The 25,949-nt window shown below is 66.8% G+C and carries 28 protein-coding genes; 8 read left to right on the forward strand and 20 right to left on the reverse strand.

Annotated features, from left to right (window positions below):
* Positions 1–50: 50 nt before the first annotated feature.
* The 3 genes from G579_RS18585 to G579_RS16245 form a co-directional block, all read right to left on the reverse strand.
* Entirely contained in the window at positions 51–671 is a 621-nt protein-coding gene (locus G579_RS18585; protein ID WP_081662630.1) for a DUF302 domain-containing protein, read from the reverse strand.
* 96 nt (positions 672–767) lie between these two features.
* Entirely contained in the window at positions 768–2,678 is a 1,911-nt protein-coding gene (locus G579_RS0106325; RefSeq protein ID WP_028989501.1) for a heavy metal translocating P-type ATPase, read from the reverse strand.
* Positions 2,662–3,126 carry an ArsR/SmtB family transcription factor gene (locus G579_RS16245; protein WP_230973811.1) on the reverse strand — a complete coding sequence of 155 codons (465 nt, stop codon included), beginning with the start codon at positions 3,124–3,126 and terminating at the stop codon, positions 2,662–2,664. The genes G579_RS0106325 and G579_RS16245 overlap by 17 nt, the downstream gene beginning before the upstream one ends.
* 503 nt (positions 3,127–3,629) lie before the next feature.
* Between G579_RS16245 and G579_RS18170 the strand changes: the two genes are divergently transcribed.
* Positions 3,630–4,199: a helix-turn-helix domain-containing protein gene (locus G579_RS18170; protein ID WP_162142978.1), complete on the forward strand. Its 570-nt coding sequence runs from the start codon at positions 3,630–3,632 to the stop codon at positions 4,197–4,199.
* 13 nt (positions 4,200–4,212) lie between these two features.
* Here G579_RS18170 and G579_RS0106340 read toward each other — a convergent pair whose 3' ends face one another.
* From G579_RS0106340 to G579_RS16265, 11 genes are all read right to left on the reverse strand, one after another.
* Positions 4,213–4,533 (reverse strand): type II toxin-antitoxin system HicB family antitoxin, encoded by a 321-nt coding sequence (locus G579_RS0106340; RefSeq protein WP_028989504.1) that lies wholly within the window; start codon positions 4,531–4,533, stop codon positions 4,213–4,215.
* Positions 4,530–4,784 carry a type II toxin-antitoxin system HicA family toxin gene (locus tag G579_RS18590; RefSeq protein ID WP_081662632.1) on the reverse strand — a complete coding sequence of 85 codons (255 nt, stop codon included), beginning with the start codon at positions 4,782–4,784 and terminating at the stop codon, positions 4,530–4,532. Before G579_RS18590 ends, G579_RS0106340 begins: the two co-directional genes overlap by 4 nt.
* Positions 4,785–5,028: 244 nt before the next feature.
* Positions 5,029–5,490 (reverse strand): RES family NAD+ phosphorylase, encoded by a 462-nt coding sequence (locus tag G579_RS0106345; protein ID WP_028989505.1) that lies wholly within the window; start codon positions 5,488–5,490, stop codon positions 5,029–5,031.
* Positions 5,490–5,924, reverse strand: coding sequence for a type II RES/Xre toxin-antitoxin system antitoxin (parS, locus tag G579_RS0106350; RefSeq protein ID WP_028989506.1), 435 nt, complete (start codon positions 5,922–5,924; stop codon positions 5,490–5,492). The genes G579_RS0106345 and parS overlap by 1 nt, the downstream gene beginning before the upstream one ends.
* Before the next feature lie 173 nt (positions 5,925–6,097).
* Entirely contained in the window at positions 6,098–7,117 is a 1,020-nt protein-coding gene (locus G579_RS0106355; RefSeq protein WP_028989507.1) for a class I SAM-dependent methyltransferase, read from the reverse strand.
* 101 nt (positions 7,118–7,218) lie between these two features.
* A complete protein-coding gene (gene malQ / locus G579_RS0106360) occupies positions 7,219–9,450 on the reverse strand; it encodes a 4-alpha-glucanotransferase (RefSeq protein ID WP_028989508.1) in 2,232 nt (743 codons plus the stop codon).
* 57 nt (positions 9,451–9,507) lie between these two features.
* On the reverse strand, positions 9,508–10,374 hold the full coding sequence (locus tag G579_RS16255; RefSeq protein WP_211218675.1) for a metallophosphoesterase family protein: 867 nt from the start codon (positions 10,372–10,374) through the stop codon (positions 9,508–9,510).
* The gene (locus G579_RS16260; protein ID WP_155989757.1) at positions 10,355–11,251 is read right to left on the reverse strand and encodes a nucleotidyltransferase family protein; all 897 of its coding nucleotides are present in this window, start codon (positions 11,249–11,251) and stop codon (positions 10,355–10,357) included. The genes G579_RS16255 and G579_RS16260 overlap by 20 nt, the downstream gene beginning before the upstream one ends.
* A 140-nt stretch (positions 11,252–11,391) precedes the next feature.
* The gene (locus G579_RS0106375) at positions 11,392–12,138 is read right to left on the reverse strand and encodes a Nif3-like dinuclear metal center hexameric protein (protein WP_028989509.1); all 747 of its coding nucleotides are present in this window, start codon (positions 12,136–12,138) and stop codon (positions 11,392–11,394) included.
* A gap of 9 nt (positions 12,139–12,147) precedes the next feature.
* Positions 12,148–12,729, reverse strand: a complete 582-nt coding sequence (locus tag G579_RS0106380) for an LOG family protein (RefSeq protein WP_028989510.1) — start codon at positions 12,727–12,729, stop codon at positions 12,148–12,150.
* Positions 12,730–12,755: 26 nt separating this feature from the next.
* Positions 12,756–13,685 (reverse strand): isoaspartyl peptidase/L-asparaginase family protein, encoded by a 930-nt coding sequence (locus G579_RS16265; protein WP_051181008.1) that lies wholly within the window; start codon positions 13,683–13,685, stop codon positions 12,756–12,758.
* Between the two features lie 52 nt (positions 13,686–13,737).
* Here G579_RS16265 and G579_RS0106390 point away from each other — a divergent pair, with 52 nt between their 5' ends.
* The 7 genes from G579_RS0106390 to G579_RS0106420 all read left to right on the forward strand — a co-directional run bounded on the left by G579_RS0106390 (position 13,738) and on the right by G579_RS0106420 (position 20,129).
* Entirely contained in the window at positions 13,738–14,514 is a 777-nt protein-coding gene (locus G579_RS0106390) for a spermine/spermidine synthase domain-containing protein (protein WP_028989511.1), read from the forward strand.
* A gap of 88 nt (positions 14,515–14,602) precedes the next feature.
* On the forward strand, positions 14,603–15,031 hold the full coding sequence (locus G579_RS0106395) for an OsmC family protein (protein ID WP_028989512.1): 429 nt from the start codon (positions 14,603–14,605) through the stop codon (positions 15,029–15,031).
* 299 nt (positions 15,032–15,330) lie between these two features.
* Complete coding sequence (locus tag G579_RS19160) at positions 15,331–16,221, forward strand: hypothetical protein (protein WP_051181011.1); 891 nt, start codon at positions 15,331–15,333, stop codon at positions 16,219–16,221.
* Between the two features lie 61 nt (positions 16,222–16,282).
* Positions 16,283–17,752, forward strand: coding sequence for a capsule assembly Wzi family protein (locus tag G579_RS16275; RefSeq protein WP_051181013.1), 1,470 nt, complete (start codon positions 16,283–16,285; stop codon positions 17,750–17,752).
* Positions 17,753–17,794: 42 nt separating this feature from the next.
* Entirely contained in the window at positions 17,795–18,916 is a 1,122-nt protein-coding gene (locus G579_RS0106410) for an FIST signal transduction protein (RefSeq protein ID WP_028989513.1), read from the forward strand.
* 108 nt (positions 18,917–19,024) lie between these two features.
* The gene (locus G579_RS0106415) at positions 19,025–19,579 is read left to right on the forward strand and encodes a type 1 glutamine amidotransferase domain-containing protein (RefSeq protein WP_028989514.1); all 555 of its coding nucleotides are present in this window, start codon (positions 19,025–19,027) and stop codon (positions 19,577–19,579) included.
* Positions 19,580–19,661: 82 nt separating this feature from the next.
* Complete coding sequence (locus G579_RS0106420; protein ID WP_028989515.1) at positions 19,662–20,129, forward strand: tellurite resistance TerB family protein; 468 nt, start codon at positions 19,662–19,664, stop codon at positions 20,127–20,129.
* On the opposite strand, the gene G579_RS0106425 is transcribed toward G579_RS0106420, so the two are convergent.
* The 6 genes from G579_RS0106425 to trxA all read right to left on the reverse strand — a co-directional run bounded on the left by G579_RS0106425 (position 20,126) and on the right by trxA (position 25,879).
* Positions 20,126–20,653, reverse strand: coding sequence for a M23 family metallopeptidase (locus G579_RS0106425; protein ID WP_081662638.1), 528 nt, complete (start codon positions 20,651–20,653; stop codon positions 20,126–20,128). The genes G579_RS0106420 and G579_RS0106425 overlap by 4 nt on opposite strands.
* 279 nt (positions 20,654–20,932) lie before the next feature.
* Positions 20,933–21,745 carry an ABC transporter permease gene (locus tag G579_RS0106430; RefSeq protein ID WP_028989517.1) on the reverse strand — a complete coding sequence of 271 codons (813 nt, stop codon included), beginning with the start codon at positions 21,743–21,745 and terminating at the stop codon, positions 20,933–20,935.
* Positions 21,742–22,512, reverse strand: a complete 771-nt coding sequence (locus G579_RS0106435) for an ABC transporter ATP-binding protein (RefSeq protein WP_028989518.1) — start codon at positions 22,510–22,512, stop codon at positions 21,742–21,744. The genes G579_RS0106430 and G579_RS0106435 overlap by 4 nt, the downstream gene beginning before the upstream one ends.
* A 13-nt stretch (positions 22,513–22,525) precedes the next feature.
* Complete coding sequence (gene pepN, locus G579_RS0106440) at positions 22,526–25,177, reverse strand: aminopeptidase N (protein ID WP_028989519.1); 2,652 nt, start codon at positions 25,175–25,177, stop codon at positions 22,526–22,528.
* Between the two features lie 75 nt (positions 25,178–25,252).
* Entirely contained in the window at positions 25,253–25,480 is a 228-nt protein-coding gene (locus G579_RS0106445; protein ID WP_028989520.1) for a hypothetical protein, read from the reverse strand.
* Positions 25,481–25,492: 12 nt separating this feature from the next.
* Complete coding sequence (gene trxA / locus G579_RS0106450; RefSeq protein ID WP_028989521.1) at positions 25,493–25,879, reverse strand: thioredoxin; 387 nt, start codon at positions 25,877–25,879, stop codon at positions 25,493–25,495.
* Positions 25,880–25,949: the final 70 nt, after the last annotated feature.

The raw sequence follows: 25,949 nt of genomic DNA on the forward strand, positions 1-25,949 counted from the left end.
GAGCGTCCTCGCGGTCGAAACAGGGCAGAAGAACTCACACGTGCAATGTCCTAACGGCCGCAGCACATGCATTTGCCTTGCATGCTGCTACCCATCATGCCATGCATTGTGCGCATGCTCTCACGCATGGCCTGCATGTGTTCCTGCATGAGGCGTTGGCGCTCCGTGGGATCCTGGGCTTGGCGGATTCTTTCCATTTGTGCCTGCATCCGCTGCATGCGCGCCTGCATTTGGGTCATCGGCTCATCCGCCGTCGGCCCCGTCTCAGGCGCCGCGCCGCCCAGGGTGGTCAGCACCCGCTCCAGCTTCTGACGCACCTCGCCGGCGAGTTCGGCAATCTCGGGTTTGTCCACCAGCGTCAGCACAACCTGGGGATCCATGAATTCCACATGCACCTTGCCCGCTGCGTCCTCACGCACGACCACGTTGCAGGGCAGCAAGAGGCCAATGGACGGTTCTACTTCCAGGGCCCGGTGGGCCAATGAGGGATTGCAGGCGCCCAGAATGCGGTAGGGCGGCATCATCTGGTTGAGTTTCTTCTGCAGGGTCGCGGCTACGTCGATGTCCGCGAGCACACCGAAGCCTTCGACCTGCAAGGCCTGCGTGACGCGCTCGACGGCTACCGCAAAGGACATTTCGAGTTCGGTGCCGAATCCGTATTTGCTCTGCATGGTACAGCCTCCTTGTCGGTGCGATATCAACGGAAGTGCTTCCGCCACAAGAACAGCGGCGTGCTCACGAGAGGGTCGGACCCGTCAGTCCGGGACCTAAGCCCGCAGCATGCGCAGCCCGCTCGCGATCACTGCAAACTCACTCAGCTCGTGGGCCAACACGGCGGTCGGCAGGGTGAAGACGCCGCTCACCGCGCCCGCTACCAGTGTGCCGATCACCAAGGCCGACAGGGCTAGATTCTGCCGAATCACGCCCCAGTTGCGCCGGCTGAAGCGTACCAGATAGGGTAGGCGGGACAGGTCGTCGGCCATGAGCGCGACGTCTGCCGTTTCCAGGGCCACGTCGGTGCCAGCCGCGCCCATGGCGATGCCGACGTGGGCGGCGGCCAGCGCCGGCGCGTCGTTGACGCCGTCGCCCACCATGGCGACCTTGCCATAGCGGGCCTCCAGGTCGGCCACAGCCCGGGTCTTGTCCTCCGGACTGAGCTCCGCCAGTACCTCATCGACCCCCGCTTGGGCGGCGATGGCCTGCGCGGCCAGATTGTTGTCGCCGGTCAACATCACGACGCGCTCAATGCCCGAGGCCTTGAGCGCCGCCACCGCCTCGGCGGCTCCGGGCCGCAGCGGATCGGCGATAGCGATCAAACCGTAGAGACGTTGCACAGAGCCGAGGAGCACCACCGTCTTGCCTTCCTGCTGCAATTGGCGCACGAGTGTCCGTGCAGGCTCCGGGTCAACCCCCAGCTCCTGGAACAACCTGGGGCTGCCGATATAGAGCTGCTCTCCCGCCACTTGGCCGTAACCGCCCAAACCGGGTAGGGATTGGAATTCCTCGGCCGGCTGTGGCGCCACGCCTTCGGCTTGGGCACGCTGGAGAATGGCCAGGGCCAGGGGATGCTGCGAGCGCGCCTCCAACGCCGCGGCCTGTTCCAGCACACGCTGTGGGCTTTGGCCGCAGAGCGGGATGAGATTGGTGACGCTGGGCCGACCCATGGTCAGGGTGCCAGTCTTGTCCAACGCCACGACCCGGATCTTGGCGAGGTTTTCCAGATGCACGCCGCCCTTGATCAGAATACCGTGACGGCCGGCGGTGCCGAGCGCGGCGACCAGGGTGATGGGCACAGAGATGACAAGGGCGCAGGGTGCGGCGGCAACCACGAAAACGGTGGCGCGGGCCATCCACTCACCCCAGGGCTGGCCGAAGAGGGGCGGCAGGAGTGCGAGCAATATCCCGGTACCCAGCACCGTCGGGCTATAGCGGCGGCCGAAGTGTTCGATGAAGCGCTGGCTGCGTCCTTTGCTGGCCTGTGCGGCCTCCACCAGATGGATGATGCGGGCGAGGGTGTTGTCGGCGGAGGTCTTGGTTGCCCGCACGGTGAGGGCTCCTTCGCCGTTGAGGCTGGCGGCAAAGACTTTGGTACCCGGCATTTTCTCCACGGGCACGGACTCGCCGGTCACTGGTGCCTGATTGACGCTGGATTGTCCGGCGATCACCTCGCCGTCGGTCGGTACGGCCTCACCGGGGCGCACGATGAAGATATCGCCGACCCGCAACGCTTCCACAGGCACGCGGATCTCGCCGCCATCCCGCTGTACCAGGGCGGTTTTCGGCGATAGGTCCATGAGTGCACGAATAGCGTGGCGGGCGCGCTCGCCGGTGTAGCCCTCGGCTGCCTCGGAGATGGAATAGAGGAACACCAGCGTTGCCGCCTCCGCCCATTCGCCCAGCAGTCCGGCTACAATGGCCGCCGTGGCCATCAGGAGTTCGATCCCGATCTCCCGTTCCTTGATGAGTTCCTCCAGGGCCTCGCGTCCGAAGAAATAGCCACCGACGGCAATCGCAGTGACATACAGGAATGTCGCCTGCGGCTCCGGCAAACCGACCCGGCTGCCGGAAAACCCGATGGCGAGCAGCAGGCCTGACGTGATGGATGTCAATACTTTGGCATTGCGCCACGGTCGTGGCGGCGGAGTACCGGGTGTACCGCAGCTATCCGTGCAAGCCATCTACGGTCTCCTCCGCCAAATGCGGTGTCTGGATGCCGACTCGGCAACGGCCATTCTCGCGCAGGCACAATCGCTCTTGGAAGCGTTGTAGATCCTGTGCATAGATACCGCTGGCGTCTGGTAGGCGAAGCAGCATCTCGTACAGCGCCTCCAGATGCGGCAGGTCTCTCACCAGCCGATGATAGACCCAACGTCCGTCCTTGGTAGACGTCAGCAGACCCGCCTGACGCAGGGTTTTTACATGGCGCGACAGCTTGTACTGGGGCTCCTGCAGACTGTCGACCAGTTCACACAAGCAGGCTTCCTCACCAGTCACCACCATCAGGCGCATGACGCGCAGGCGGGTTGGATCGGCCAATGCCTGGAATAACTCTTCGGGAGGAATACTAATTAAATGCATAGTTGCATTATAATGCATGTACGTAACGTTTGCAATACAGAGCACCACGTTGCTCAATTGGGTCTAAACACCGTAGAGCTAAGCGACGGCGACTGTGCGTGGATTAGCTTTCATGACATAGCAGCGGGGTAGAGCTCATGCGGTGCAATCTCAAAATGACGGGCACGCTGGTTAGCTTGGGCTTGGGCGCTGAACTCTTGCTCGTGGCCGGCCTGCTGCGCGTGGACATTGGCGAACGGGTCATTTGTGGTCTGTATCGGCCGGGCTGCTTCCAGCCCGATTGCTGGTGGACCTGGTGCGTACCATACAGCCGGAACGGCAGGTGAGGTGGAGCATCGCGTCCCATGTCCGAGTGCGCGGTGATCCCTGATTGTCCTGGAAAACTGATCGGTAGGGAATGGGACGGAGTGGTAATAAATTTAACATAATATACATTATACGAAATCGAGAATCAGACGAAGGTTGCGCCGACTGCGCAGCGGCCGCCGTGCTAAAACCCCCTCTCCGGGGGTTTTTTATTGGAGGCAAGCACGACAATGAGAAGAACGCCCTTGCTTCAATGGAGACTATATGGCAATTGCCCGCGGGTATCCGTGGACATTCCCTTCAGCGCCGTCGAGGAGCTGACCACACTACAGGCGCTGGCACAGGCCGCCCTGGCGGAGATCGAGCGCCGGCGAACGGTCCGGGCGCTGGCTGAAGCAGAAGCCGTTTTGGCGCGCGCGGACTTGGCGGCCCGCTACGCGCAGGCCTGGGAGATTTTCCAGGAAACCGGCTCGATCCGCGAGACCGCCCGACGCACCCGGCTTTTGTGCGAGGACGTGCGCCAGGAGGTCCGCCTCCGCCAGGTCGCGGCCAACCAGGCACGCCGGCTGCAGCAGCGTCGGCAAGCCGTGGCGCTGCTGCAGGCCGGCCACAGCCTGGAGGCCGTGGCCGCGCACTTCGGGCGGCATCCCGTCACCATCAAACGATGGGTGCGACAGGCCGAAACGACGGGGGCACGCCAGGTTCGCCCGCGCACCCCTACGGGCTGCCCCACGCGGGTCGCCGGTGTCGGCGCCTGGCTGCCGGACACAGCGCCTGCGGCCCCACGCGGGTCCGCCGGCTCACGGTCGGGATAGGCGGAGTTGTGCTTTAAAGGGCCTTGTCCACTTGCTCGGTCAACCAGGCATTAAGACTTTTACCCGCCAGCCGGGCTTTGATCGAGGCGTTACGGTGGCGCTCCGGGCCAAGGCGCAGCAAAAACTGGCCGGAAAATGGTTTATCCGGGGCTTCGCCGCGTTGGGCGCAGAAGTCCAGGTAATCGTCCACGGAGTCGCGAAACGCCTGGCGCAGCTCGTCTACGGTGCGACCCTGAAAGGTAATGACATCCCGAGTGTTGATGACCTCGCCAGAGAAGATCCCGGCCTCATCATCGAAGCCCACAGTACCGATATAGCCTTTGTATTCCATCATGGCGTGACCCCTGCTTCTTCGAGAAAGCGGCGCATGGAGACCAAAGCGCCCTTGTCGGCTTCCTTGTGCGGATGGGGGCGATGAAAGACAGCGCGCACCCCATGCAGCGCAATTCTGACCCGAGATCCATTCCCTTCGGTGATTTCTGCCCCACACGCCCGCAGCAAGGCTTCAATGTCGGACCAGGCCACGTTGGCGCGTACCGGTTGATCGAAAATCGCCTGAAGGGTTTTTTGGTGTCGGGCATTCACACTGTGAATGATATCAGATTTTGATACTATGTCAATCGTTACCGGATACGTTATTGAGGGAAAGCATGGCGAAACAGGAGGCGGATCGCTTCACCGGAAGGACCGCCAAAAAAGCAGTCTGGAGCGTACCTCCTCAGACGGACTACGCCTCCATGCTGCCCTCCTCGCTCTCGATCAGTAGTGTCTACTGCAGAAGGGTGATGAGCGAGCAAAAAGTGCATACTCCGGGGAAGAAGGTCGCACTTCACTTCCACAGGCGCGGATCGAAGGTGAAAGGCCGCGTCGCGGCCGGGCGGACAGCATGGAACTCGGGATGACAGGGGTTGATGAGGTAGTTGTTTTCTTCCGGGATGACGGCCGAAGGCACGGCCAGCAGGAGCGAGGCCCCGCCCTGCGCCCACTGGTCGCCCAGGCGGCGCAGGGCTTCGGGAGCGGGAAAGCTGCGCCAGTCGGCGGGCAGGTCCTGCGGGGAGACGGACTGCGGCGACAGGTCGTCTGAGAGGTCCAGCGCCCCCAGCAGCAGACCGTCCGGGACTTCCTCCGGATCCAGATGCACGAAGACCTCCAGCGCCGCCAGGGAGGGGCTGGCGGCCGTGTACACCATGCTGACGCCGGGGCTGTTCCAGCGGCCGCCATACAGCCGGGCGCCCTCGCCGTCGTACGCGCTGGCGGCGTAGCGACGGTCGTAGATGCGCCAGACCCGCATCAACTATGGACGCCGTGGGCGATGCGGCCGAGCACGTTGCGGATTTCTGCGGTGCCGAGATCGGTGTCCAGGAGGTCAAGCGGCACCTGCCCGCCCAATGCCCGGTTGGGCTTGCGTAGCCAGTGGTGCGCCTTGTCCAGGTCGCCGAAAACATCCTCGGCGAAGGCGGTGATCTGCGCCAGGCGGTAGATGCGGTTCGACTCCTCGGGCTTGAGCTTTTCCTCGCGCTGGCGCCGCGCCAGGGTGCGCAGCGGGATGCCGGCGACGGCGGACACCTCGTCCCGGGACAGATCCAGGCGCGCCATGATGACGTCCAGCACCCGGGTCGGCAGACCGTCGCGGACCAGTTCGATGGCCTCGGTGGTGCGTTCGATCTCGCGGCCCAGGACCCGCGGCCCGCCCAGCACGTCTGCGATACGGCGCGTATCCAGCATGGAATGCTCCTGCCATTCGCCACGCCGGCGGCGCGGCTTCAATTTGGCATCAATCATAGCGCCAAATGGCAAAGGTCGGCAAGGCTGCGCCGGTGAGTCGCGCCGAGCGAGCTGGAGGCCCGCCTGCAACCGGGCCCTCCCCTGCCATCGAGCAAGCAGCGGACAGGGCTGTCCTAAGGCCGGCGCCCCACTACCACTGCCTCGGTGCCATCCCGGAAGCGGTAGGTCTGCGCTTTCATGCCGACTTCCGCGAAGGCCGCCTCGATCTCCTCGGGGCACAGGAAGTGATTGCCCTGCACGTATTCGAAAAGATTCTGCATGGCCATGTTGCGGTAGCCGGGACCCCGCAGCGCCGCGCGTTCGGCGGGCCAGGCGGGTTCCCAGATGACCGCCGCGCCGCCCGGGCGCAGATGTTCCCGCAGGATGCGGAAGACCTCGTTCCGGCCCGCCTCCCAGACATGGTGCAGCGCACGGTTCATGGCGATCAGGTCCACCGGTTCGGCGACGTTGAATTGGCGCAGATCCCCTTCGCGGAAGTCCAGACGCTCCGCCAATCCCTCCGCCGCGGCCAGGCGGCCGGCCTGCTCGATATTTTCGCGAAAGCCGTCCAGGCCGATGCCGCGCAGCCTGGGGTAGTGCTTGGCCAAGCGGCGCAGGTACCAGCCGTTGCCGCAGCCGAGGTCCACCGCCACCCCGCCCTGGCGGTCCAGCTCCGCGAAAACCGGCACCTGCGCCAGGATCTCGCGCTCGAAGAGCGGCCCGAAGTTCTGCTCCAGCATGGGACCGAAGAGCGGCAACAGGGTTTCGCGTTCGGCCAGCACCTGCTCGCCGGGGCGCTCGCCGCTGGCACTGTAGTGGGCGGCGCGCTCCGCCATGTGCGCGCCGAGCACCGCCCCCACCGCCGCCGGAAAAAGGGAGTCCGGCTCGCGCCGGGCGAAGGCGCGGCCCAGGGGAGTCAGGCTGAAGCGGCCGTCAATCTCGTCCAGGTAGCCGAAGGCATAGGCGGCATCGCACCAGGCGGCGCAGTAGCCGGCGTCAAGCCCGGCCTGGGCGGCCAGGGTGCTGCTGCCCAACGCCGTTTCCCAGAGCCGGTCGAAGAGCCCCCGGGACACGCCCAGGTAAGCCACCTGCAGGGCGGCCGCGCCCTGCGCCTGCTGCAACACCGTTTGTTTTATCGCATCCTCGACTGCCATCGACGTTTTCCTTTTTGCTTATCGGGTGGGAGCCCATCGTGCCGGGCAGGCTGGGCCTGGCGTCCAAGATAGCACTGACCGCGCAGCGGGCATAGCATGGCTCAACAGCTGTTCTGCGGCTCGCCGGCGGCCGGGCTGCGCTCGCGGCGCAAGGCTTCCGCCAGCGCCGCCAGGCGTCCGTCCTGGGCCCACTGCTCGAGGCCGACGGTCAGCTTGCGCCGCCAGTTGGGATGCTGGTCCGTGGTGCCGGGCAGGTTGACCTGCTCCGATTGCCCGAAGACGTCCTCGAGCTGGACCAGCATCACCTGGGCCGGCGAGCGCGCCAGATAGACGTGCACCGCCCGCGCAAACTCCGGCGTGACGGCGGGAACACTGCGCGGATCGGTGCTCAGCCCCTCGGGCAGCAGGCCCTCGCGCTGCAACGCCGCGAGCAGTTGCGCCCGGTCCTGCTCGCGCAAGGCGTATTGCTCGCGCCCCGCCTCCGCCGAGGGGAAGAGGTGCAGCGCACTGCGCAGCTCCAGGTCCACGCCCTGCCAGTAGCCCGCCAGGGTGGGCAGGTCGTGAGTGCTGACCGCCACCAGCGCCTGCCTGGGGTACTCGCCCGGCGCCTTGAAGCTGCCGTCGTCGTGGCGCTCGAAGATGAGCAGGCGGTAGGACAACACGCCGAGCGGGCCCAAGGCATCGCGCACGGCATCCGGCACGGTGCCCAGGTCCTCGCCGATCACCAAGCAGCGGTTGCGCTGGCTTTCCAGCGCCAGGATACCGAGCAGATCGGCCAAGGGATAGTTGACATAGGTACCCTCGGCCGCCGAATTGCCGGGCGGCACCCAGAAGAGCCGCATCAGGGCCATGACGTGATCGATGCGCAACGCCCCGGCGTGGCGCATGTTTTCGCGCAGGGTGGCGATGAAGGGCGCGTAGGCGGCCTCGCGCAGGCGCTCCGGGATCAGGGGCGGCAGGCCCCAGTCCTGGCCTTTCATGTTGAAGGCGTCCGGCGGCGCGCCGACGCTGGCGTCCACGGCGTAGAGATCCTGGTTGGCCCAGGCCTCGGCGCCGCCGCGGTCGACGCTGACCGCCAGGTCCTGATAGAGACCGACGCCCAATCCCAGCTCCAGGCAGCGGCGGCCGGCGGCGCCCAGCTGCAGATCCGCCTGCCACTGCAGATATTCGAAGAATTCCACCCGCGCCTCGTGGGCGGCGGCGAACTCGCGGACCTCGGCCGAGCCGGGGTGGCGGTAGGCCGGCGGCCAGACGGGCCAGCCCCAGATCTCCGGGTTCTCCTGATGGAAATGTTCCTGCAGGGCCTCGAAGAGGGCCTGCATGCGCAGCATCTCGCCGCCCTCCGCCTGGAAGCGGCGGAAGGCCCTGCCCCGCTCGCTGTCCTGCTGCAGATGATGCTCGCGGAAATGGCTGTAGGCGGCGCTCAGCACCCGCAACTTGGCTTCGCCGACCGCTGCGTAGTCCACCAGCTCGCCGGCTCGCTGCGCTTGCAGCAGCTCCTGAAACACCGGCGACCGGACCAGGGCGCGCGCGCTCTCGCTCTCGGCGAAGTCGGGCACGGCCTCCACGTCCAGATAGAGCACGTTGAGAAAGAGCCGGCTCGAAGGGCTGTACGGGCTGGCGTGCACAAGATTGTGCGGGAACAGGGCATGGAGTGGATTGAGGCCGACCAGGCTGGCGCCCAGCTCGGCGGAGAGCTCCACCACCCGCTGCAGGTCGCTGAAGTCGCCGATGCCCCAGTTGCGGCCCGAACGCAGGGTGTAGAGCTGGACGGCCGGGCCCCAGACCCGGCCCGCGCCCGCCACCGCGGGCGGCTGATAGCAGGCGTCCGGGGCGATGATCAGGCTCATGGCGGCGCAGTGGCTCGGGTCCTCGACCTCCTCTAGCTCGAAGCGGTGATAGCCGTCCGCCGGCAGAAAGGGCAATGGCAGCGCGTAGCGCACGCAGTCGCCGGCGCCGGTCTGTCGCCTTTCCAGCACCTCGAGCTCGGCCGGCCGGCACTCGCCGCCGTGACGCTGACCGCCCTCCTCCAGCAAGGCCCAACGGAACGCCCGCTCTGCCCGCTCGGCTGGCACCGTCAACGGGATCCGCGGCGCGGGCTCACTGCGGCGCAGCACCAGCACCGGCGGCAGCAGGCGCCGCCAGGCCTTCGATTCGAGCTCTTCCAGGGACTGGCGCAGCTCGGCCTCGCTGCCGGCCGGGACGTGCATCGCCGCCAGGAGGGCGCGCTTGGTCTGATCCGACGCGGGATGGGTCTTGCCCCAGATATCGGTGTACGCGAGATCGATGCCGCACAGGGCGCACAGCCGGTCCAGCGCCTCCTGTTCATTCATGCATGGACTCCTCTTCAGATTGACTTCCACTCAGGGCAAGATTGCCGCGGCTTGTCGTCATTGGCCGTCGCGCTCGCCGCCGGCCGCGCCGCTCTCCGGGACGCCGGCCATGCGCCGGCCGCTCGCGCCAATGGAAACGGAGCGCCGCCGCTCGGGCGTGCCAAAGGCCCGGCCCATTTCAGTGGGCATGGTGACGGTGTGCACGTGGAAAAAGGCGTCCGGATTGCGTTGGCGCAACAGGGGCAGCGCCACGTTGAACACCGGCACCCCGCCGGTGGTCCGGCCGGCGAAGCTGCCGTGGTGGGCGTGGCCGTGGAAGCAGGCCGCCACCTGGAAGTTGTCCAGCGGTTGCGCCAGGCGCGAGGTGCCCAGATAGGGATAGATTTCGATGGGTTCGCCGCGCACCGTATCCGCCACCGGAGCATAATGCAGGAGCGCGATGCGGACCGGAGTGGCCAGCTTGCGCAGCGCCACCTCCAGCTTGGCGGCTTCGTCCAGCGCCTCCTTGACGAAGGTTTTGATCATGGGTTCGCCGAAGGCGGACAAGGCGCCCGGCCCATAGCCGCCGCAGAAGCCCTTGACCCCGGCGAAGCCCAGCCATTCATTGAATTCGAAGCTGTCCCCGTCATCCAGCAGATGGATGCCGCGCTCGCACAGGATATGGGAGAACTGCTCGTGCAGCCCGGCTTCGTGGTCGTGGTTGCCGAGCACGGCCACGATGGGAATGTTCACCTCGGCCAGCTCGCCCAGCAGCACCTCCGCTTCCTCCGGCGTGCCGAAGTTGGTGAGATCGCCGCACAGCGCCAGGACGTCGGCCTCGTGGTTGACGCGGCTCAAGCCGCCCCGGTACAGGCCGCGCGCGTTGCGGCCCACGTGCAGGTCGCCTACGGCGGCGATGCGCACTTCACGCAGGATGTCCGTCACCTTCTGCTTGCTCCTTTTCCCAGACCGGGCTCCTGACGATGCTCTGCACCATCGGATCTTGCAGGGCGCGCGCCACCGCCGCCTGGCGCAGGTCGCGAAAACCCCACTCCTTCACGTCGATGCGAAACGAAAAGAGCGAAATCAAGGGGCCGCGGGTCACCAGTTCGCGGCTCCCCTGCCGGCCCAGGTCCGCCGCCTGGCGCTGCAGCAACTCCTGCATGAGAGCGCCCGGCACGTAGTCGGCGAACTCGGGATAGACGTAGCGGAACAGAATCAGATGCGTGAGCAGGAGCGGCCAGTGCTCGCCCGTCTTGCGCAGCAACCGGTCCCAGTCCAGCTGTCCATCGGACGCCAGGATCAGGTGCACCGTGTCGCCCAGGTCGTAACGGTGGCGTTCGGAAATGAAAAGGCGATGCCAGATCATTTCTTCCGGCGGCGACACGCGGATCGGCTCACCCGCCAGGGTAGCGGCACGGCTGTGGCGATGCCAGTCCTCGTCGATGAAGGCCAAGCCGTTGGCGATGCCGAAGATGAGATCCACGAAATGCGGGTCGGACTTGGCCTTGGCGATCCAGTGCGGCTGCTCCAGCGTCATGCGAAAGCCCGCCTGCTTCAGCGCCTTCGCGGCCGGCACCACGTGGCGGGGTTCGAGCAGCAGGTCCAGATCTTTGGTTTCGCGGTAGATGCCCGTGTAGTGATAGATGGCGAACGCGCCGGACACCACATAGGGCACGCCGGCCGCATTGAGGGTGCGCAGGGCGCGTTGATAGAGTTCGCGCGGCTCTTCGCCGATCCAGAATTCGCTCTGGGTGCGGGAGCGCCGCTCCTGGTCGGTGAGGTCCATCCTGTCCACATCGGGCGGTCTGAGCGGGGTCACGGCGCGTCCTCTCGGCTGGGGAACGGCGGTTGCTTGATGGTCGCTTTGCCTGTCGCTGCCTGGGATTGTATACCCCTGCCCTCGGGGAAGTATGAAGCTAAAGTTCTAGGGCATTGCTGCCAAGCCGGCCGAGCCCCCGCCTAGACCGGGTTGGGCAGATCGACGAACTGGTGGCGCAGTCCGAAAGTGGCAGCCAGATGCTGTCCCAACGCCTCGATACCGAAGCGTTCGGTGGCGTGGTGGCCGGCGGCGGCGAAGGCCACCCCCGATTCCTGGGCCAGGTGAAAGCTCGGTTCGGCGGCCTCGCCGGTGATGTAGGCATCCGCGCCCAGGGCGATCGCCTCCTCGAAGTAGCCCTGGGCGCCGCCCGTGCACCAGGCCACCCGACGGATGGGGCGGCCGTCGCCGGGCAGCAGGCGCACGGGGTAACCCAGGCGGTCGTGCAGATAGTCGGAAAATTCCAGCGGGGTGAAGGGGCTGGCTGCGCGACCCAGGGCGATGAGCCCCTGCTCGCCGTGCCAGGATTCGATGGCAAAGTCCAGCCGCACCCCGAGCCGGGCGTTGTTGCCCAGCTCGGGGTGCGCGTCCAGGGGCAGATGGTAGGCCAGCAGGCTGATCTCATGCCTGATGAGCTGCGCCAGGCGCCGTTGCTTGAAACCGACGATGCGCGGGTCTTCGTTGCGCCAGAAGTAGCCGTGATGCACGAGGATGGCATCCGCCTGCAGGGCAATGGCCTGCTCGATCAAGGCCAACGAGGCGGTCACGCCGGTGACGATGGTGTTCACCGTGGCGCGCCCCTCCACCTGCAGGCCGTTGGGGCAGTAGTCGCGGAAGCGCTCCACGCCGAGCAGCTGGTCGGTGTAGGCGGTCAGTTCGTGCAGATGCATGCGGCCTCCTCAGGTGCTTTGCCGATCCAGCCACTTGGCCACCGCCGGCGCCTGGTAGCGCTCGAAGCGGTCCAGCAGGGCCGCCGGATCACGATCTTCCAGCACCAAGGCACGATGCCGGTCCTGCAGGAAGCCCTGCGCGACCGTGTGGTCGAGGAAGGCAATCAGGTGATCGAAGTAGCCGGCCACGTTCAAGAGGCCCACCGGCTTGCGGTGCAGGCCGAGCTGCGCCCAGGTCCACACCTCGAAGAACTCCTCCAGGGTGCCGATGCCGCCCGGCAGGGCGATGAAGCCGTCGCTCAGCTCGGCCATGCGCGCCTTGCGCTCGTGCATGGAGCCGACCACGTGCAGCTCCGTGAGGCCGTGGTGGCCCACCTCGCGTTCCATCAAAACTTCGGGAATGACGCCGACGGCCTCGCCGCCTGCCGCCAGCACGGCATCGGCCAGGATGCCCATGAGGCCCACATGGCCGCCGCCGTAGACCAGTCCCAGCCGACGCTCCGCCAGCGTCCCGCCCAGTGTCCGGGCGGCTTGCGCGTGGCGCGGATCGAACCCCGTGCTCGCGCCGCAAAAGACGCATATCCGCTTCATTCACTCTCCTTGGCTATTCGGCGCGCTCACAGCGGCACGCGCATGCGCGCCGATACCGCCGCGAAGCCCTCCTGAAACCAGGCATGCGGCATGGCGCTGGTGGCGTGTCCCACGCCGAGCTGCCCAGTGGCATCGACGGCGATGAGTCCCACGTCCCGGCCCAGATCCGCGGTCATGCGCGCCAGGATCGCTTCCACCGCATCCTGGGGATGGTAGCCTTGCGTCACCAGATCGCAGAGGCCCTTGGTGGTCAGGAAGCGCAGCATCAGCTCACCCTGGCCGGTGGCCGAGGCGGCCGCCGCCGGGGTGGCATAGTTGCCGGCGCCGGGAACGGGACTGTCGCCGATGCGTCCGGCCAGCTTCAGGGAAACGCCGCCGGTCGAGGTGGCCGCGGCCAGGTTGCCGGCGCTGTCGCAGGCGACCGCCCCGACCGTGTCCCCCGCCAGCCCGGGGTGCGCCTGCAGGAGCGCGTGCAGGCGCGGCAGCTTGGCATTGGGCAGGCGGGCCAAGGCCTCGCGCTGGCGCCGGTAGGCGGCCAAGCGCTCCGGCGTGCGCGGATCGTGCTCGGCAAAGCCCATGGCACGGGCGAAGCGCTCGGCGCCGGTCCCGGCCAGCAGCACGTGGTCGGTCTCTTCCAGCACCTTGCGCGCCACCAGCACCGGATTGCGCACCCGCCGCAGGGCGGCGACGTTGCCGCTGCGCAACCCCTGCCCCACCATCACGCCGGCATCCATTTCCGCCTCGCCGTCGAGGTTGAGGGTGGAGCCGGTGCCGGCATTGAAAAGCGGATCGTCCTCCAGCACCACCACCGCCGCCACCGCGGCGTCCAACGCCGTGCCGCCCGGGGCCAGAATGGCCACGCCGGCCTCGGCGGCGCGCCGGACCCCGGCCAGCAACTGCGCTTCCAGCTCGTTCTGCCAGTCGCCGGCACCGCCATGAACCACGATCGCGTACATGGATCGCCTCCTGGATCCGCCGGATGCGTGAGGATTGCGGTACAATGGGCCGATGCGCATCTATCCAGGCACCATCATCCACCGGACCCAGGACGAATTCGGCATCATCGACGTGGTGCAAGAAGCCCGCACCCGCTCCCTCTACTTCGGCGCTCCGCCTCAGCAAAGCAGCATGCTGCTCCGTGACCCGGTGCAGCTGGTCTTCGCCTATACCCGTGCCATGATGGCCTGTCTCCTCTTCAACGACAAGCCCCGCTCGGCCCTGCTCATCGGCCTGGGCGGCGGCTCCCTGGCAAAATTTCTGCTGCACCACTTCCCCGACTGCCGCGTGGATGCGGTGGAGAATCGGGCCAGCGTGGCGGATCTGGCGCACCGTTTCTTTCACCTGCCCGAAGACCCGCGGCTGCGCATCCACATCGGCGACGGCGGCGAGTTCGTGCGCGCTGTCAGCACGGCGCAGGACGGCTACGACTTCCTGCTGGTCGACGCCTACGATGCCGCCGGCATGGTGTCTTCAGTAAGCGGCCTGGCCTTCTTCGACGCCTGCCGCGCCCGCCTGGCGCGGCACGGCATCCTGTCCATCAACCTCTGGAGCGGCGATCGCGACGGCCTGGACGGCACCTTGCAAGCCTTGCAGCGCAGCTTCGATGGCTTCCTGCTGCAGCTGCCCGTGGAGGCGAAAGGCAACGTCATCGCGCTCGCCGGCAATCGCCCGTTTCCGGTCTCTTATCAGAAAATGGCGCGGGAGCCGCTGAAAGCCATGGAAGCGCGCTTCGGCATCGAGTTTTCCCATTTTTTGTCTCGGCTCCGCCCTGCCGAGCTCGCATGAGCCGCAGCGGCCGGAACCAGAAGCCGGAGCTGTGGGCCTAAATGGATGCGACGGCTGCTTTTCATCCCAGCTGCAGCCAGGAGGGCTTATGAAACGCAACAAAGCTTCCGCCGTCTGGCGAGGCGGCTTGCAGAACGGACAGGGCGCGATCTCCACGGCCAGCGGAGTCCTGTCACAAGTCCAGTACTCTTTCGGCACCCGCTTCGAGGAGCAACCCGGCACCAACCCCGAAGAACTCATCGCCGCCGCCCACGCCGCCTGCTTCTCCATGGCGCTGGCGGGAGAGCTCGGCAACGCTGGGCTGGCGCCCGACAGCATTCACGCCACCGCCACCGTGACTTTGGAGAAGCTCGATGCAGGCTGGACGATCACCGCATCCCACCTGAGCGTCGACGCCAAAGTGCCGGGCGCCGATCCGGCTGCCTTCCAGCAGGCGGCCGCAGCCGCCAAGAGCGGCTGCCCCATCTCCCGTCTGCTCAACGCCCAGATCAGCATGGAAGCAACGTTGAGCAACTGACACCGCAACAGCGCAACTGACCACCTGCCGCGGCCGGCCCCAGCGGCCGGCACCTCTCTTTGTGTCCGTGCCATTTCTCTGCAATCCGGGCGCCCGGCACAAGCGACCTCGGCCTTGGGCGCAGTGACCTACCATATTATACCTCCTGCTTACTGTGACGCTTCAAATCCGCTTCGTGAAACTTTGAGACAGAAGGATCGACAGTGCTTAATCATCTGATTCTCTAGGCATTTAGTCGGATGGGATCAAAATGGAGGAGGTATAATATGCATTGAAACAGCCAGACACGGAGATGGCGCATGTCATCGCAGGACACCATGTTGCGCATCCAGCTGGAACAGGCCATGCGACAGTTGGAAGGGGCACTCGGACGGCTGCTGCAGTCGGTCTATGCCGACCGTGAGCTGGCCGCCTGGGCTTGGCGGGCGCCGGCGGCGGAAGCCCGCCGCCGGATGGCGCTGGTCATCGGCCAGATCGAGTATGAGGACGGCCAAGCGCCCAATGAGGCGGTCACCTTGCCTGGGCTGCTCGGCGCTTCCGCGGATACCCTGATGCTGGCCCAGGAACTCAACCAGGCCAAGGATCATCTGCGCTACGCGCTCAAGAGCATGGACGGGCGCAAAGTGGCGGTCCGGGATGCCAGGACCGGGAAAAGCGTGGACGAGCCCCTGAGCGCCGTCGCCCTGCGCGCAATGGGCCGGGCTCGCCTGCATCGCCTGCAGGCATGGCGGCATTTGGTGGTCTTCGAGCAACGACCCGAGCGGCTGGGCTTTACTTGGGCGCATACCCGCAAGGTTTCGCGCCTCCTGCCGGCGCAGGCCGGCGAGCGCCTGCGCAAGCTGGGCGATGGCCCGCACATCCAGGCCCAGCTGCGCAGGCTGGCGCAGATACCACCGGACGAAGCGCTGGCGGAAGTCCTCGACGCCAGTACCCATGTACGGGCCAACGTGGTCTGGAGGCAGCAAGGGCAGATCACGCGCAGGCAAGTGCGGGTCGCCCTGCCCCTCCTTTATCCGGCCCGGCGCGGCGAACCCTTGCCCGTCTTCTCGGGCCTGCCCGAGGAACGCGGGCCGGACCCGGACCGCCTGCGGCGCATGGACGTGCGTTTGGAGGACGAACCGTTGCTGCCCTCCATCCACGTGCATCGCTACCTGCCGGAATTCAGGCAAGGCAGCGACAACGGACACTAGCAGCATTCCATGGCATACCGGCACAACAACGAGAAGGAGCCGGCCGCAACAGGGGGGAAACATGCACAATCATTCATGCCGCCGCTATCGGCGCCCGGCCGTCCTGCTCTTCCTCTCCTTCTTCGCTGCCGCGGCGCATGCCGGCCCCTGGGCCGATCCCGGCGATTTGGCGTTGCGGCATGATCTGCAGCTGCTGGCTGACCACGGCCTGCTCGATGCCCCGCTGACTACCTGGCCATTGGCCTGGGCCGATATCGACCAGGGTCTCAGGCGCGGCCTCAACCCGATATCGAAACCGGAAGTGGCCGCCGCCTTGAGCCGGGTACGCCAGCGCCTGAGCCGGGCGGCGCGCAATGGCCGGCTCATCCCGCGGGTGGAAGCCGCCGCCGCCCACAACCCGGTCCAGTTTCGCACCTTCACCAACACGCCGCGCGAATCCCTGGAGGGCGGCCTGGGCGTGGAGTATACGGGCGACTGGTTCGCCTACCGCCTGCAGGCCCAGGCGGTGAGTGACCCGGAGGACAAGCGCGAGATCCGCGCCGACGGCTCCTACGTCGGCGCCAAGCTGGGCAACTGGTCGCTGCGCGCCGACACGCTGGAGCGCTGGTGGGGACCGGGCTGGGACGGCAGTCTCATCCTGTCCAACAACGCCCGCCCCATTCCCGCCGTCACCCTGCAGCGCGAACAGTCCACGCCTTTCTCCTGGCGGCCATTGCGCTGGCTGGGACCGTGGCAGTTCAATTTCATGCTCGGCCAGCTCGAAGGCAATCGCGACGTGCCGCACGCCAAGTTCCTCGGCATGCGCGTCAACTTCAAGCCGACCCCGAAGCTGGAGATCGGCCTGTCGCGCACGGCGCAATGGGGCGGCGATGGCCGGCCACAAGGCCTGGGCACCTTGGCCGATGTGCTGCTCGGCCGGGACAACACGGGCCAGGCCGGCATCACCGCCACCAACGAGCCCGGCAACCAGCTGGCCGGCTACGACATCCGCTGGACCTCGCCGCTCTTCGACCTGCCCTACGCCCTTTACGCCCAGCTCATCGGCGAGGACGAAGCCGGCGGCCTGCCCAGCCGCTTCATCTTCCTGGGCGGCGCCGAAGTTTGGGGCGGCCTCGGTGACGATGGGCAATCCTACCGCCTGCACCTGGAGTATGCCGACACCACGGCCGGCGTCTTCGGATCCTACCTGCCCAACTATGCCTACGAGCACCACATCTACCGGGATGGCTACCGTTACTACGGGCGCCCGATCGGCCACAGCATCGACCGGGACGCGCGCAGCCTGTCCTTGGGCGGCGTCCTGGTGCGGCCCAGCGGGGCGTCCTGGGAGGCGCTGGCGCGCGGCATCCGCACCGACCGCTACTCGCCGGCCTCCCGGGACATCCTGAGCCTGGAGCTGCGTCACGGCTTCACTTGGGCGGCGAACCGCTTCCTGCTGGGTGCGGGCGTGCTGCGCGACAAGACACGGGACGGCGGCCAGACCAATACCGAAGGCCAGGCCTTCCTCCGCTGGTCGCGGGAATTCCGATGAGGCACAATGGATCATTTTCCGGTTGACGCGGAGGCTGCCACCATGGACAACAGCTTCAGCTATGGGCATGCCAGCGCGCCGCAGTGGATCACGGCGGCGCAGGACTGCCTGGCGCAGCTCGGCGGCAAGCCGGCCGGAGCCAATCTGGGCTTCCTCTATGTCACCGACGATTTCGCCGATGATCTAGAAGACATTCTCGACTTCTTCAAGGCCCGTACGGCGGTGGCGCACTGGGTCGGCGGCGTGGGCGTAGGCATCTGCGCCACGGGGCAGGAATACCTCGACGAAGCGGCCATGGCGGTCATGCTGGCGGCATTGCCGGCGGACGCCTTCCGGGTCCTGCCCGGCCTGACCCTCAGCTCGCCCGGGCTCACGGCGCCTGATCTCGCCCATGTCCACGGCCGCCCGGCCCAGTCCGGCATCGTCCATGGCGATCCATACACCGCCGGCATTCCCGAGCTCATCGAACTGCTCGCCGGGCGCGTGGCGAGCGGCTTCCTGGTCGGCGGCCTGACCAGCTCGCGCAGGCGCAACCTGCAGATCGCCGACACAGTCGGCAGCGGCTGTCTGTCGGGCGTGCTCCTGGCCGACACCGTGCCCATCGTCAGCCGCCTGACCCAGGGCGTGTCGCCGCTCGGTCCCCAGCACGAGGTCACCGACTGTCAGCGCAACATCCTCATCAGCCTGGATGGCCGCCCGGCCCTGGACGTGTTCTACGAGGAAATCGGCGAGATCCTGGCGCGTGATCTCAACCGGGCGGCGGGCTACATCTTTGCCGGCCTGCCCATTCCGGGCTCCGACACCGGCGACTACCTGGTGCGCAATCTGATCGGCATCGACACCGGCCAGAAGCTCATCGCCATCGGCGAGATGCTGGAACCGGGCATGCCGCTCATGTTCTGCCGCCGCGACGGCATGAGCGCCCATCAGGACATGCTGCGCATGCTGGCGGAGCTGAAGCGCGAGCTGCGGGCGCCGCCGCGCGGCGGCGTCTACTACTCGTGCCTGGGCCGCGGCGCCGGCCTCTTCGGTCCCGACTCCGTCGAGCTGAAGCTCATCCGCGAGCAGCTCGGCGACTTTCCGCTGGTGGGTTTTTTCGCCAACGGCGAAATCTCCCACGACCGCCTCTACGGCTATACCGGCGTGCTGACCCTCTTCACCTGAGCGGCGCCGGCTGTCGCCCTCTCCTACCTTCGTTCCATGATACGCGCCGAACTATCCGGGCTTTCCGGCCTCAAGAAGGAGTGATCCAAGCCAAACAAGGAGACACCGATGAGAACGGAAACGTTGAAAGGCAAGAAGATCGCCATGCTGCTGACCGACGGCGTGGAGGAAGTGGAATATCTGAAACCGCGCCAGTTCCTGGAGGAACAGGGCGCCACGGTCGAACTGCTGTCCCCCAAGGGAAAGGGCGAACAGATCCAGGGCTTCAATCACCTGACGCCGGATCAGAGCTTCCGGGTCGAGGTCAGCGTCAAGGACGCCAGTCCCGCCGATTATGATGCGCTGGTGCTGCCGGGCGGGGTGGCCAATCCCGACATGCTGCGCCTGAGCCGCGAGGCGGTGAACTTCGTGCGCGAGATGGGGCAAGCCGGCAAGCCCATCGCCGCCATCTGCCACGGCCCCTGGATGCTGGTGGAGGCCGGCCTGGCCAAGGGCAAGCACCTGACCAGTTGGCCCAGCCTGCAGACCGACCTGAAAAACGCCGGCGCCGACTGGCGCGACGAGCCGGTGGTGGTGGACGGGGTGCTGGTGACGAGCCGCAAGCCGGACGACATCCCGGCCTTCAACGAACAGATGCTGAAGGTGTTCAGCACCGTGCACTGAGCGCGCCGCCGGCGGGTTCTCCTCCGGAAACGGCTGTGGAATACTGAAGGCCAGCAGCCGGATCCGGAGGAACAGCCCCGCCATGATCGACGCCATCAAGCAGTTCTTCGACAAATACCTGGCCGGGTCCGCCGACGCGCGGACTCCGGCCGGCGAGCACGCCCTGCAACTGGCGACCGCGGCCCTGCTCATCGAGCTGACCCGCCTGGATGACACGGTGCACGACGAGGAGCGCCAAGCGGTAAGCGCCGCGGTGCAACGGAAGTTCGGGCTCTCGGCGGCGGAAACGGCGGAACTGGTCCGCTTGGCCGAGGCCGAGGCACGGCAGGCCACGTCCTACTATCAGTTCACCTCGCTCATCAACAAGGCTTTCACCCTCGCGCAGAAAATCCAGGTCGTCGAGCACCTGTGGGAGATCGCTCTGGCCGACGCGGAACTGCACCGCTACGAGGAGCACATGATCCGCAGGATCGCCGATCTCCTCTACGTGCCACATCCGGACTTCATCGCCGCCAAGCACCGGGTGCAGGCGCGCCTGGGCGGCGCTTAGCCCGTCGGGCGCAGCAGCGGGTAGGGATCGATGGCGCCGCCGCCGGGCTGATAGATGCCGTAGTGCAGGTGCGGCGGCGTGGCCTGCGCATTGCCCGAATTGCCGACGTAGCCCAGCACCAGGCCGGGCTCCACCCAGGCGCCCAGCGGCAGTTCACTGAACGCCTCCAAATGGGCGTAGTAGTGCAACTGCCCGCCCGGCCCGAGCACCATCACCACGCGCCCGCCCAGCCGATTGTCGCCCCGTCGCACGATCACGCCGCGCGTGGTGCTGAGCACCGGCGTGTGGCGCGGCGCGAAGATGTCGATGCCCTCGTGGCGGCGCCCGCCGCTGCGGGGCGCGCCATAGGTGTCGACCAGCCGCGCCGGCCGGGCGCCGGCAACGGGCAGCGGCAACTGCGCCGGCGGCGGCTCGCGCAGCAGGGCGATGATCCTGAAGGTGTGCTGCAGCGGCGGGAAAAGCCAGCGCAAGCCGCCGGCCAGCACGGCAACGGCGATCAGAGTCCAGACGATGCGGCGCAACATGGGCATCCCCGTATGGTGGCGCTTGTCGAGCAAGCGTTTGCCACGGCCGCTGGGCGGCGGCACGACGCCAACGCTGACCCCGGACCATGCCGGGCCGATAAACCGCCGCCTTGAAAAATGGACTGGCTTATCGCGGGCAAGCCCGCTCCTACGCCGGACACCGCACCTTGCTCTGCCGCCCGCGACGGTGTCGTGGTCGCCATACGTGCCCCGGACGCCGCATCTTGCCCGCGATTGCCCTCCCCTGCCATCGGCATCGCCGGGAGGCAGAGGCCCGCCCTATTCGCCCACGTGCAGGAGCAGGCCGCGCCGCCGCGCCGTGTGGAAGGCGGCCAGGAAGACGGCGATGCCGATGGCCAGGTAGAGCGCATTCAGGGCCACTGCGTTGAAGAACAGCTCCGTGCGGAAGACGTGTTCGAGCATGACCGCGCGCATGCCCTCGAAGACGTGGCTGGACGGCAGCAGCCAAGCCAGCGGCTGCAGCCAGTCCGGCAGCACGCGGATGGGATAGTAGACGCCGCTCACCGGCGCCACGGCGAAGATGAGCGCCCAGGCCAGGCTCTCGGCGCCCAGGCCGTAGCGCATCACCAGCGCCGCCACCAGGAGGCCGATGGCCCAGCCCATCACCAGCAAATTGCTGAAAAAGGCCAGCAGGGGCAGCCCCATGCCGAAGATGGAGTAGTGATAGAGCAGGATGGCGAGCACGGCGGCCCCGCCCACGCCGATCACGGTGCGGATGAAGCTCACCACCAGCAGCGCCGTCACCAACTCATAGGGGCGCAACGGGCTCACGAAGAGGTGGCCCAGGTTGCGCGAGTACATCTCCTCGAAGAAGGCCAGCGAGACGCCGAGCTGACCGCGAAAGAGGATGTCCCAGAGCAGCACGGCGGCCAGCAGCAGGCCCGGCGCCTGCGCCACCCAGGAGCTGGTGCTGACCAGGAATTGGCTGATGAAGCCCCACAGGATCATCTGCATGGTGGGCCAGTAGACGAGCTCCAGCACCCGCGGCCAGGAGTTGCGCAGCAGATAGACATGGCGCAGCACCATGGCGTGGATGCGACGCGGGGAAAAGACCGAGGCGGGCGCGCTCATTCCGCCTTCCTGCGCAGCGCCGGCGCTTCTTCCGGTTCCGTGCGCCGGCGCGCCACGTCCAGGAACACCTCTTCCAGGTTGCTGCGTCCGTAGCGCTGGATGAGGGCCGGCGGCGGGCCGCGGTCGACGATGCGGCCGTCGCGCATCATGATCACGTCGTCGCCCATGCGTTCCACCTCCGGCATGTTGTGGGAAGCCAGCAGCAAAGTCGCCCCGCTGCGGCGCTGGTAGTCCATGAGATAGCCGCGGATGCGATCAGCGGTGTCCGGATCGAGGGATGCGGTGGGCTCGTCCAGGAGCAGCAATTCCGGCTCGTTGAGCAGCGCCTTGGCCAGCGCCACCCGGGTCTTCTGGCCCGCCGACAGGGTGCCGTAGGGCCGCTGCATGAAGGCGCCGAGGTCCAGCTCATCCGCGAGCTGGCCGATGCGCACCTGGATCCGTCGCAGGCCGTAAAGGCGCGCGTAGATGCCGAGGTTTTCCGCCACGCTCAGGCGATGCGGCAGGTCCACATAGGGCGAATCGAAATTCATGCGCGGCAGCACCCGGTAGCGGTGGCGCAGCATGTCCTCGCCGAAGATGTGGATGCGCCCGGAGGTGGGCAGCAAAAGCCCCAGCAGCATGGCCAGCGTGGTGGTCTTGCCGGCGCCGTTGCCGCCCAGGAGCGCGCAGATGCTGCTGCGGCGCACGGTGAAGCTGATACCGTCTACGGCGCGGACCTCGCCGTAGCGCTTGCAAAGCGCCTCCACCTGGATGGCGATATCGTTCACGGTCCCGCTCCCCTCAGGCGTCGGCCAGGCTCTTGGCGATGATCTCGTAGACGTCCTTGGACAGGCTCGGGGCCGCCAGGATGCGCTCGAGCTGGGCCCGCATCAGGGCCTGGCGCCCGGCATCGAAGCGGCGCCAGCGGCTCAGGGCGGCGACCAGGCGCGCCGCCACCTGCGGGTTGAGGGGATCGAGCCGCAGCACCTGCTCGGCCACGAAGGCATAGCCCGCCCCGCCGGCGTCGTGGAAGTGCGCCGGGTTGCCGTGGGCGAAGGCGCCGATCAGCGCCCGCACCTTATTGGGATTTTTCAGCTCGAAGGCCGGATGCTGCAGGAGCCGCTTGACCTCGTCCAGGGTGCCGGGCAGCTTGGCGGTGGCCTGGATCGTGAACCACTTGTCCACCACCAGGGCGTCATGGCGCCAGCGCTCGTAGAAGGCGGCCAGCGCCTCGACGCGTTCGGCGCTGTCGCTGTTGGCCAGCAGGCCCAGGGCGCCGATGGCGTCGGTCATGTTGCCGGCGCTGCGGAACTGCGCCATGCAGCGCGCGCGCGGATCCGGCTCGTCCAGGCTCATGAGATAGCCGAGGCACAGATTTTTCAGGCTGCGCCGGCCGATGGCGGCGCCGTCGATGCGATAGGGCCCTTCGTCCCGGTGGGCTTCGTAGGCGCGGAGCCAGTCGTCGCGCAACGCCTCGGCCAGAGCCCGGCGCAGGAACTCGCGCACAACGTGGATGGCCTGCGGATCGACCACCTCCATGAGCTCGGCAACATAGCTTTCCGCCGGCAGGGTCAGCGCCAGTGCCTTGAAGGCCGGGTCCAGATCGGCGCTTTGCAAGGTCCTGGCATAGGCGTTCGCCAGGGCCGGATCGAGGGCGAGCGGCCGGCCGGCCCGATGCTCGTCGATCAGGCGCAGCATCAGATTGCCGGCGAGCTGCTGGCCCGCCTCCCAGCGGCTGAAGGGATCGGTGTCGTGCGCCAGGAGGAAGGCGAGTTCGGCGTCGCCGTAGGCCATGCGCAGTTTGACCGGCGCCGAGAAGCCGCGCAGCAGGGACGGCACCGGCGCGCTCGGCACGTTGACGAAGCAAAAGCTTTCCTCGGTTTGGCGCAGATTCAGCACCCGGCTGGTGCCGACGGGCGCCGCCTCTCCCGCCAGTTGCAGCGGGATTTCGCGGCCGTCGGCGTCCAGCAGGCCCAGAGCCAGCGGAATGTGCATGGGCGCCTTCTCCGGCTGCCCGGGCGTGGGCGGGCAGGACTGCCGCACGCGCAGAGTGTAGGCGCGCTCCGCGGCGTCATGGCTGCCCGCCACCTCCAGCACCGGCGTGCCCGCCTGGCTGTACCACAGGCGAAACTGACCGAGATCGGCACCGTTGGCATCTTCCATGCACTTGACGAAGTCCTCGGTGGTGACCGCCTGGCCGTCGTGGCGCTCGAAATAGAGGTCCATGCCCTGGCGGAAGCCGGCCGGGCCCAGCAGGGTGTGCATCATGCGGATGACTTCGGCGCCCTTTTCGTAGACGGTGGCGGTGTAGAAGTTGCTGATCTCGATGTAGGACTCGGGCCGCACCGGATGCGCCATGGGGCCGGCGTCCTCGGGGAACTGGGCGCTGCGCAGGCGCTTGACGTCGTTGATGCGCTTGACGGCGCGCGAACCCATGTCGGCCGAGAATTCCTGATCGCGGAAGACGGTGAGCCCCTCCTTGAGGCTCAACTGGAACCAGTCGCGGCAGGTGATGCGGTTGCCGGTCCAGTTGTGGAAATACTCGTGGCCGATGACCGCCTCGATGCCCTCGTAATCGCTGTCGGTGGCCGTGTCCGGCCGGGCCAGCACGTACTTGGAGTTGAAGATGTTGAGGCCCTTGTTCTCCATGGCGCCCATGTTGAAGTCGTCCACGGCGACGATCATGTAGACGTCCAGGTCGTACTCACGCCCGTAGACATCCTCGTCCCACTGCATGGCCTGCTTGAGGGAACGCATGGCGTGCTCGCACTTGTCGGCATTCTGCCGTTGCACATAGAGGTGCAGGGCCACCGGCCGGCCCGAGCGGGTGGTGAAGCTGTCCTCGATGCGCACCAGATCGCCGGCCACGAGAGCGAAGAGATAGGACGGCTTGGGAAAAGGGTCCTGCCAGCGAGCCCAGTGGCGGCCGTCGTCCAGCACCCCGCTTTCCACCAGGTTGCCGTTCGACAGCAACACCGGATAGCGGGCCTGCTCCGCCACGATGGTAGTGCTGTAACGGGCCATCACGTCCGGGCGATCGGGGAAATAAGTGATGCGGCGAAAACCCTGCGCCTCGCATTGGGTGCAGAAGTTGCCGCCGGATTTGTAGAGGCCCTCCAGGGCGGTGTTTTCCTGCGGATTGAGGCGGGTGACGATTTCCAGGGTGCAGGCGGCGGGCGGCGCGGCGATGACGAGCCGTTCGCTGTCCACCGCGTACGCGTCCGGCGCGAGCTGCCGGCCGTCCATGGCCACCGATACCAGCTCCAGCGCCTGGCCGTCCAGCACCAGCGGCGGCGCGCCCGCCCCGCCGTCCGGGTTGCACCGCAGGCCCAGGCGCGATCTGACCGTGCTGACCGCCTCGCCCAGTTCGAAATGCAGATCCACCGTATCGACCAGATAGGCCGGCGGCATGTAATCCTTCAGATAGATGACTTGCGGGGCATCCTTTGACATGACCATTCTTCCTGGCAAAACGAAGGATACGGGCCGCGCGCCGCGGCCCGAGGAAAGGCAACAGGGAAGCGGGCTTCAGAGCTTGCGTTTTTCCCGCTGCTTGGCCGTCAGCGTAAGCAGCGGCGCCAGCATCTGCTTTTCCGTGGCCGTGACCTGCCCATCCTGCTCGATGGCGTGGCGCCCCAGGCGCTCCAGTTCCAGCAGCTCCTCGTCGCTGAGGGCGTCGAAGTTGAACTGACCGCCATACTTGGCTTCCAGCTCATCGAAAAAGAAGGCCACGGCGGGCTTGTAGTCGTCCATCATGTCGCGTGCCGCCTAGGGATTGGGCTGCTGACCCTGCTGGGCCTGCTGCTCGGCGATGTCCTTGTGCACCTGGGCCATGTCGAGCTCCCTGGCCTGGGTGATCACCTGCTCCAGGGCCGAGGCCGGCAAGGCGCCGGGCTGGGAAAACAGGATCACCTTCTCCCGGAAGATCATCAGGGTCGGAATGGAACGGATCTGGAAGTAGCCGGCCAGTTCCTGCTCCTCTTCCGTGTTGACCTTGGCGAAGACCACATCCGGAAACTTCTCGGAAGCGGCCTCGTAGGTGGGGGCGAAGGACCGGCAGGGGGCGCACCAGGGGGCCCAGAAATCGACGATTATCATGTCGTTGCCGGTGATCACCTCTTCGAAGTTGTCCTTGGTCAGCTCTACTGTGGCCATGATTCGGGTCCTTGGTCCGGTAAATGAGGGGATATTGTAACACCGGTGCGCATCCAGGGACGAGCCGAAG

This window comes from Thermithiobacillus tepidarius DSM 3134 (assembly GCF_000423825.1).
Taxonomy (GTDB): domain Bacteria; phylum Pseudomonadota; class Gammaproteobacteria; order Acidithiobacillales; family Thermithiobacillaceae; genus Thermithiobacillus; species Thermithiobacillus tepidarius.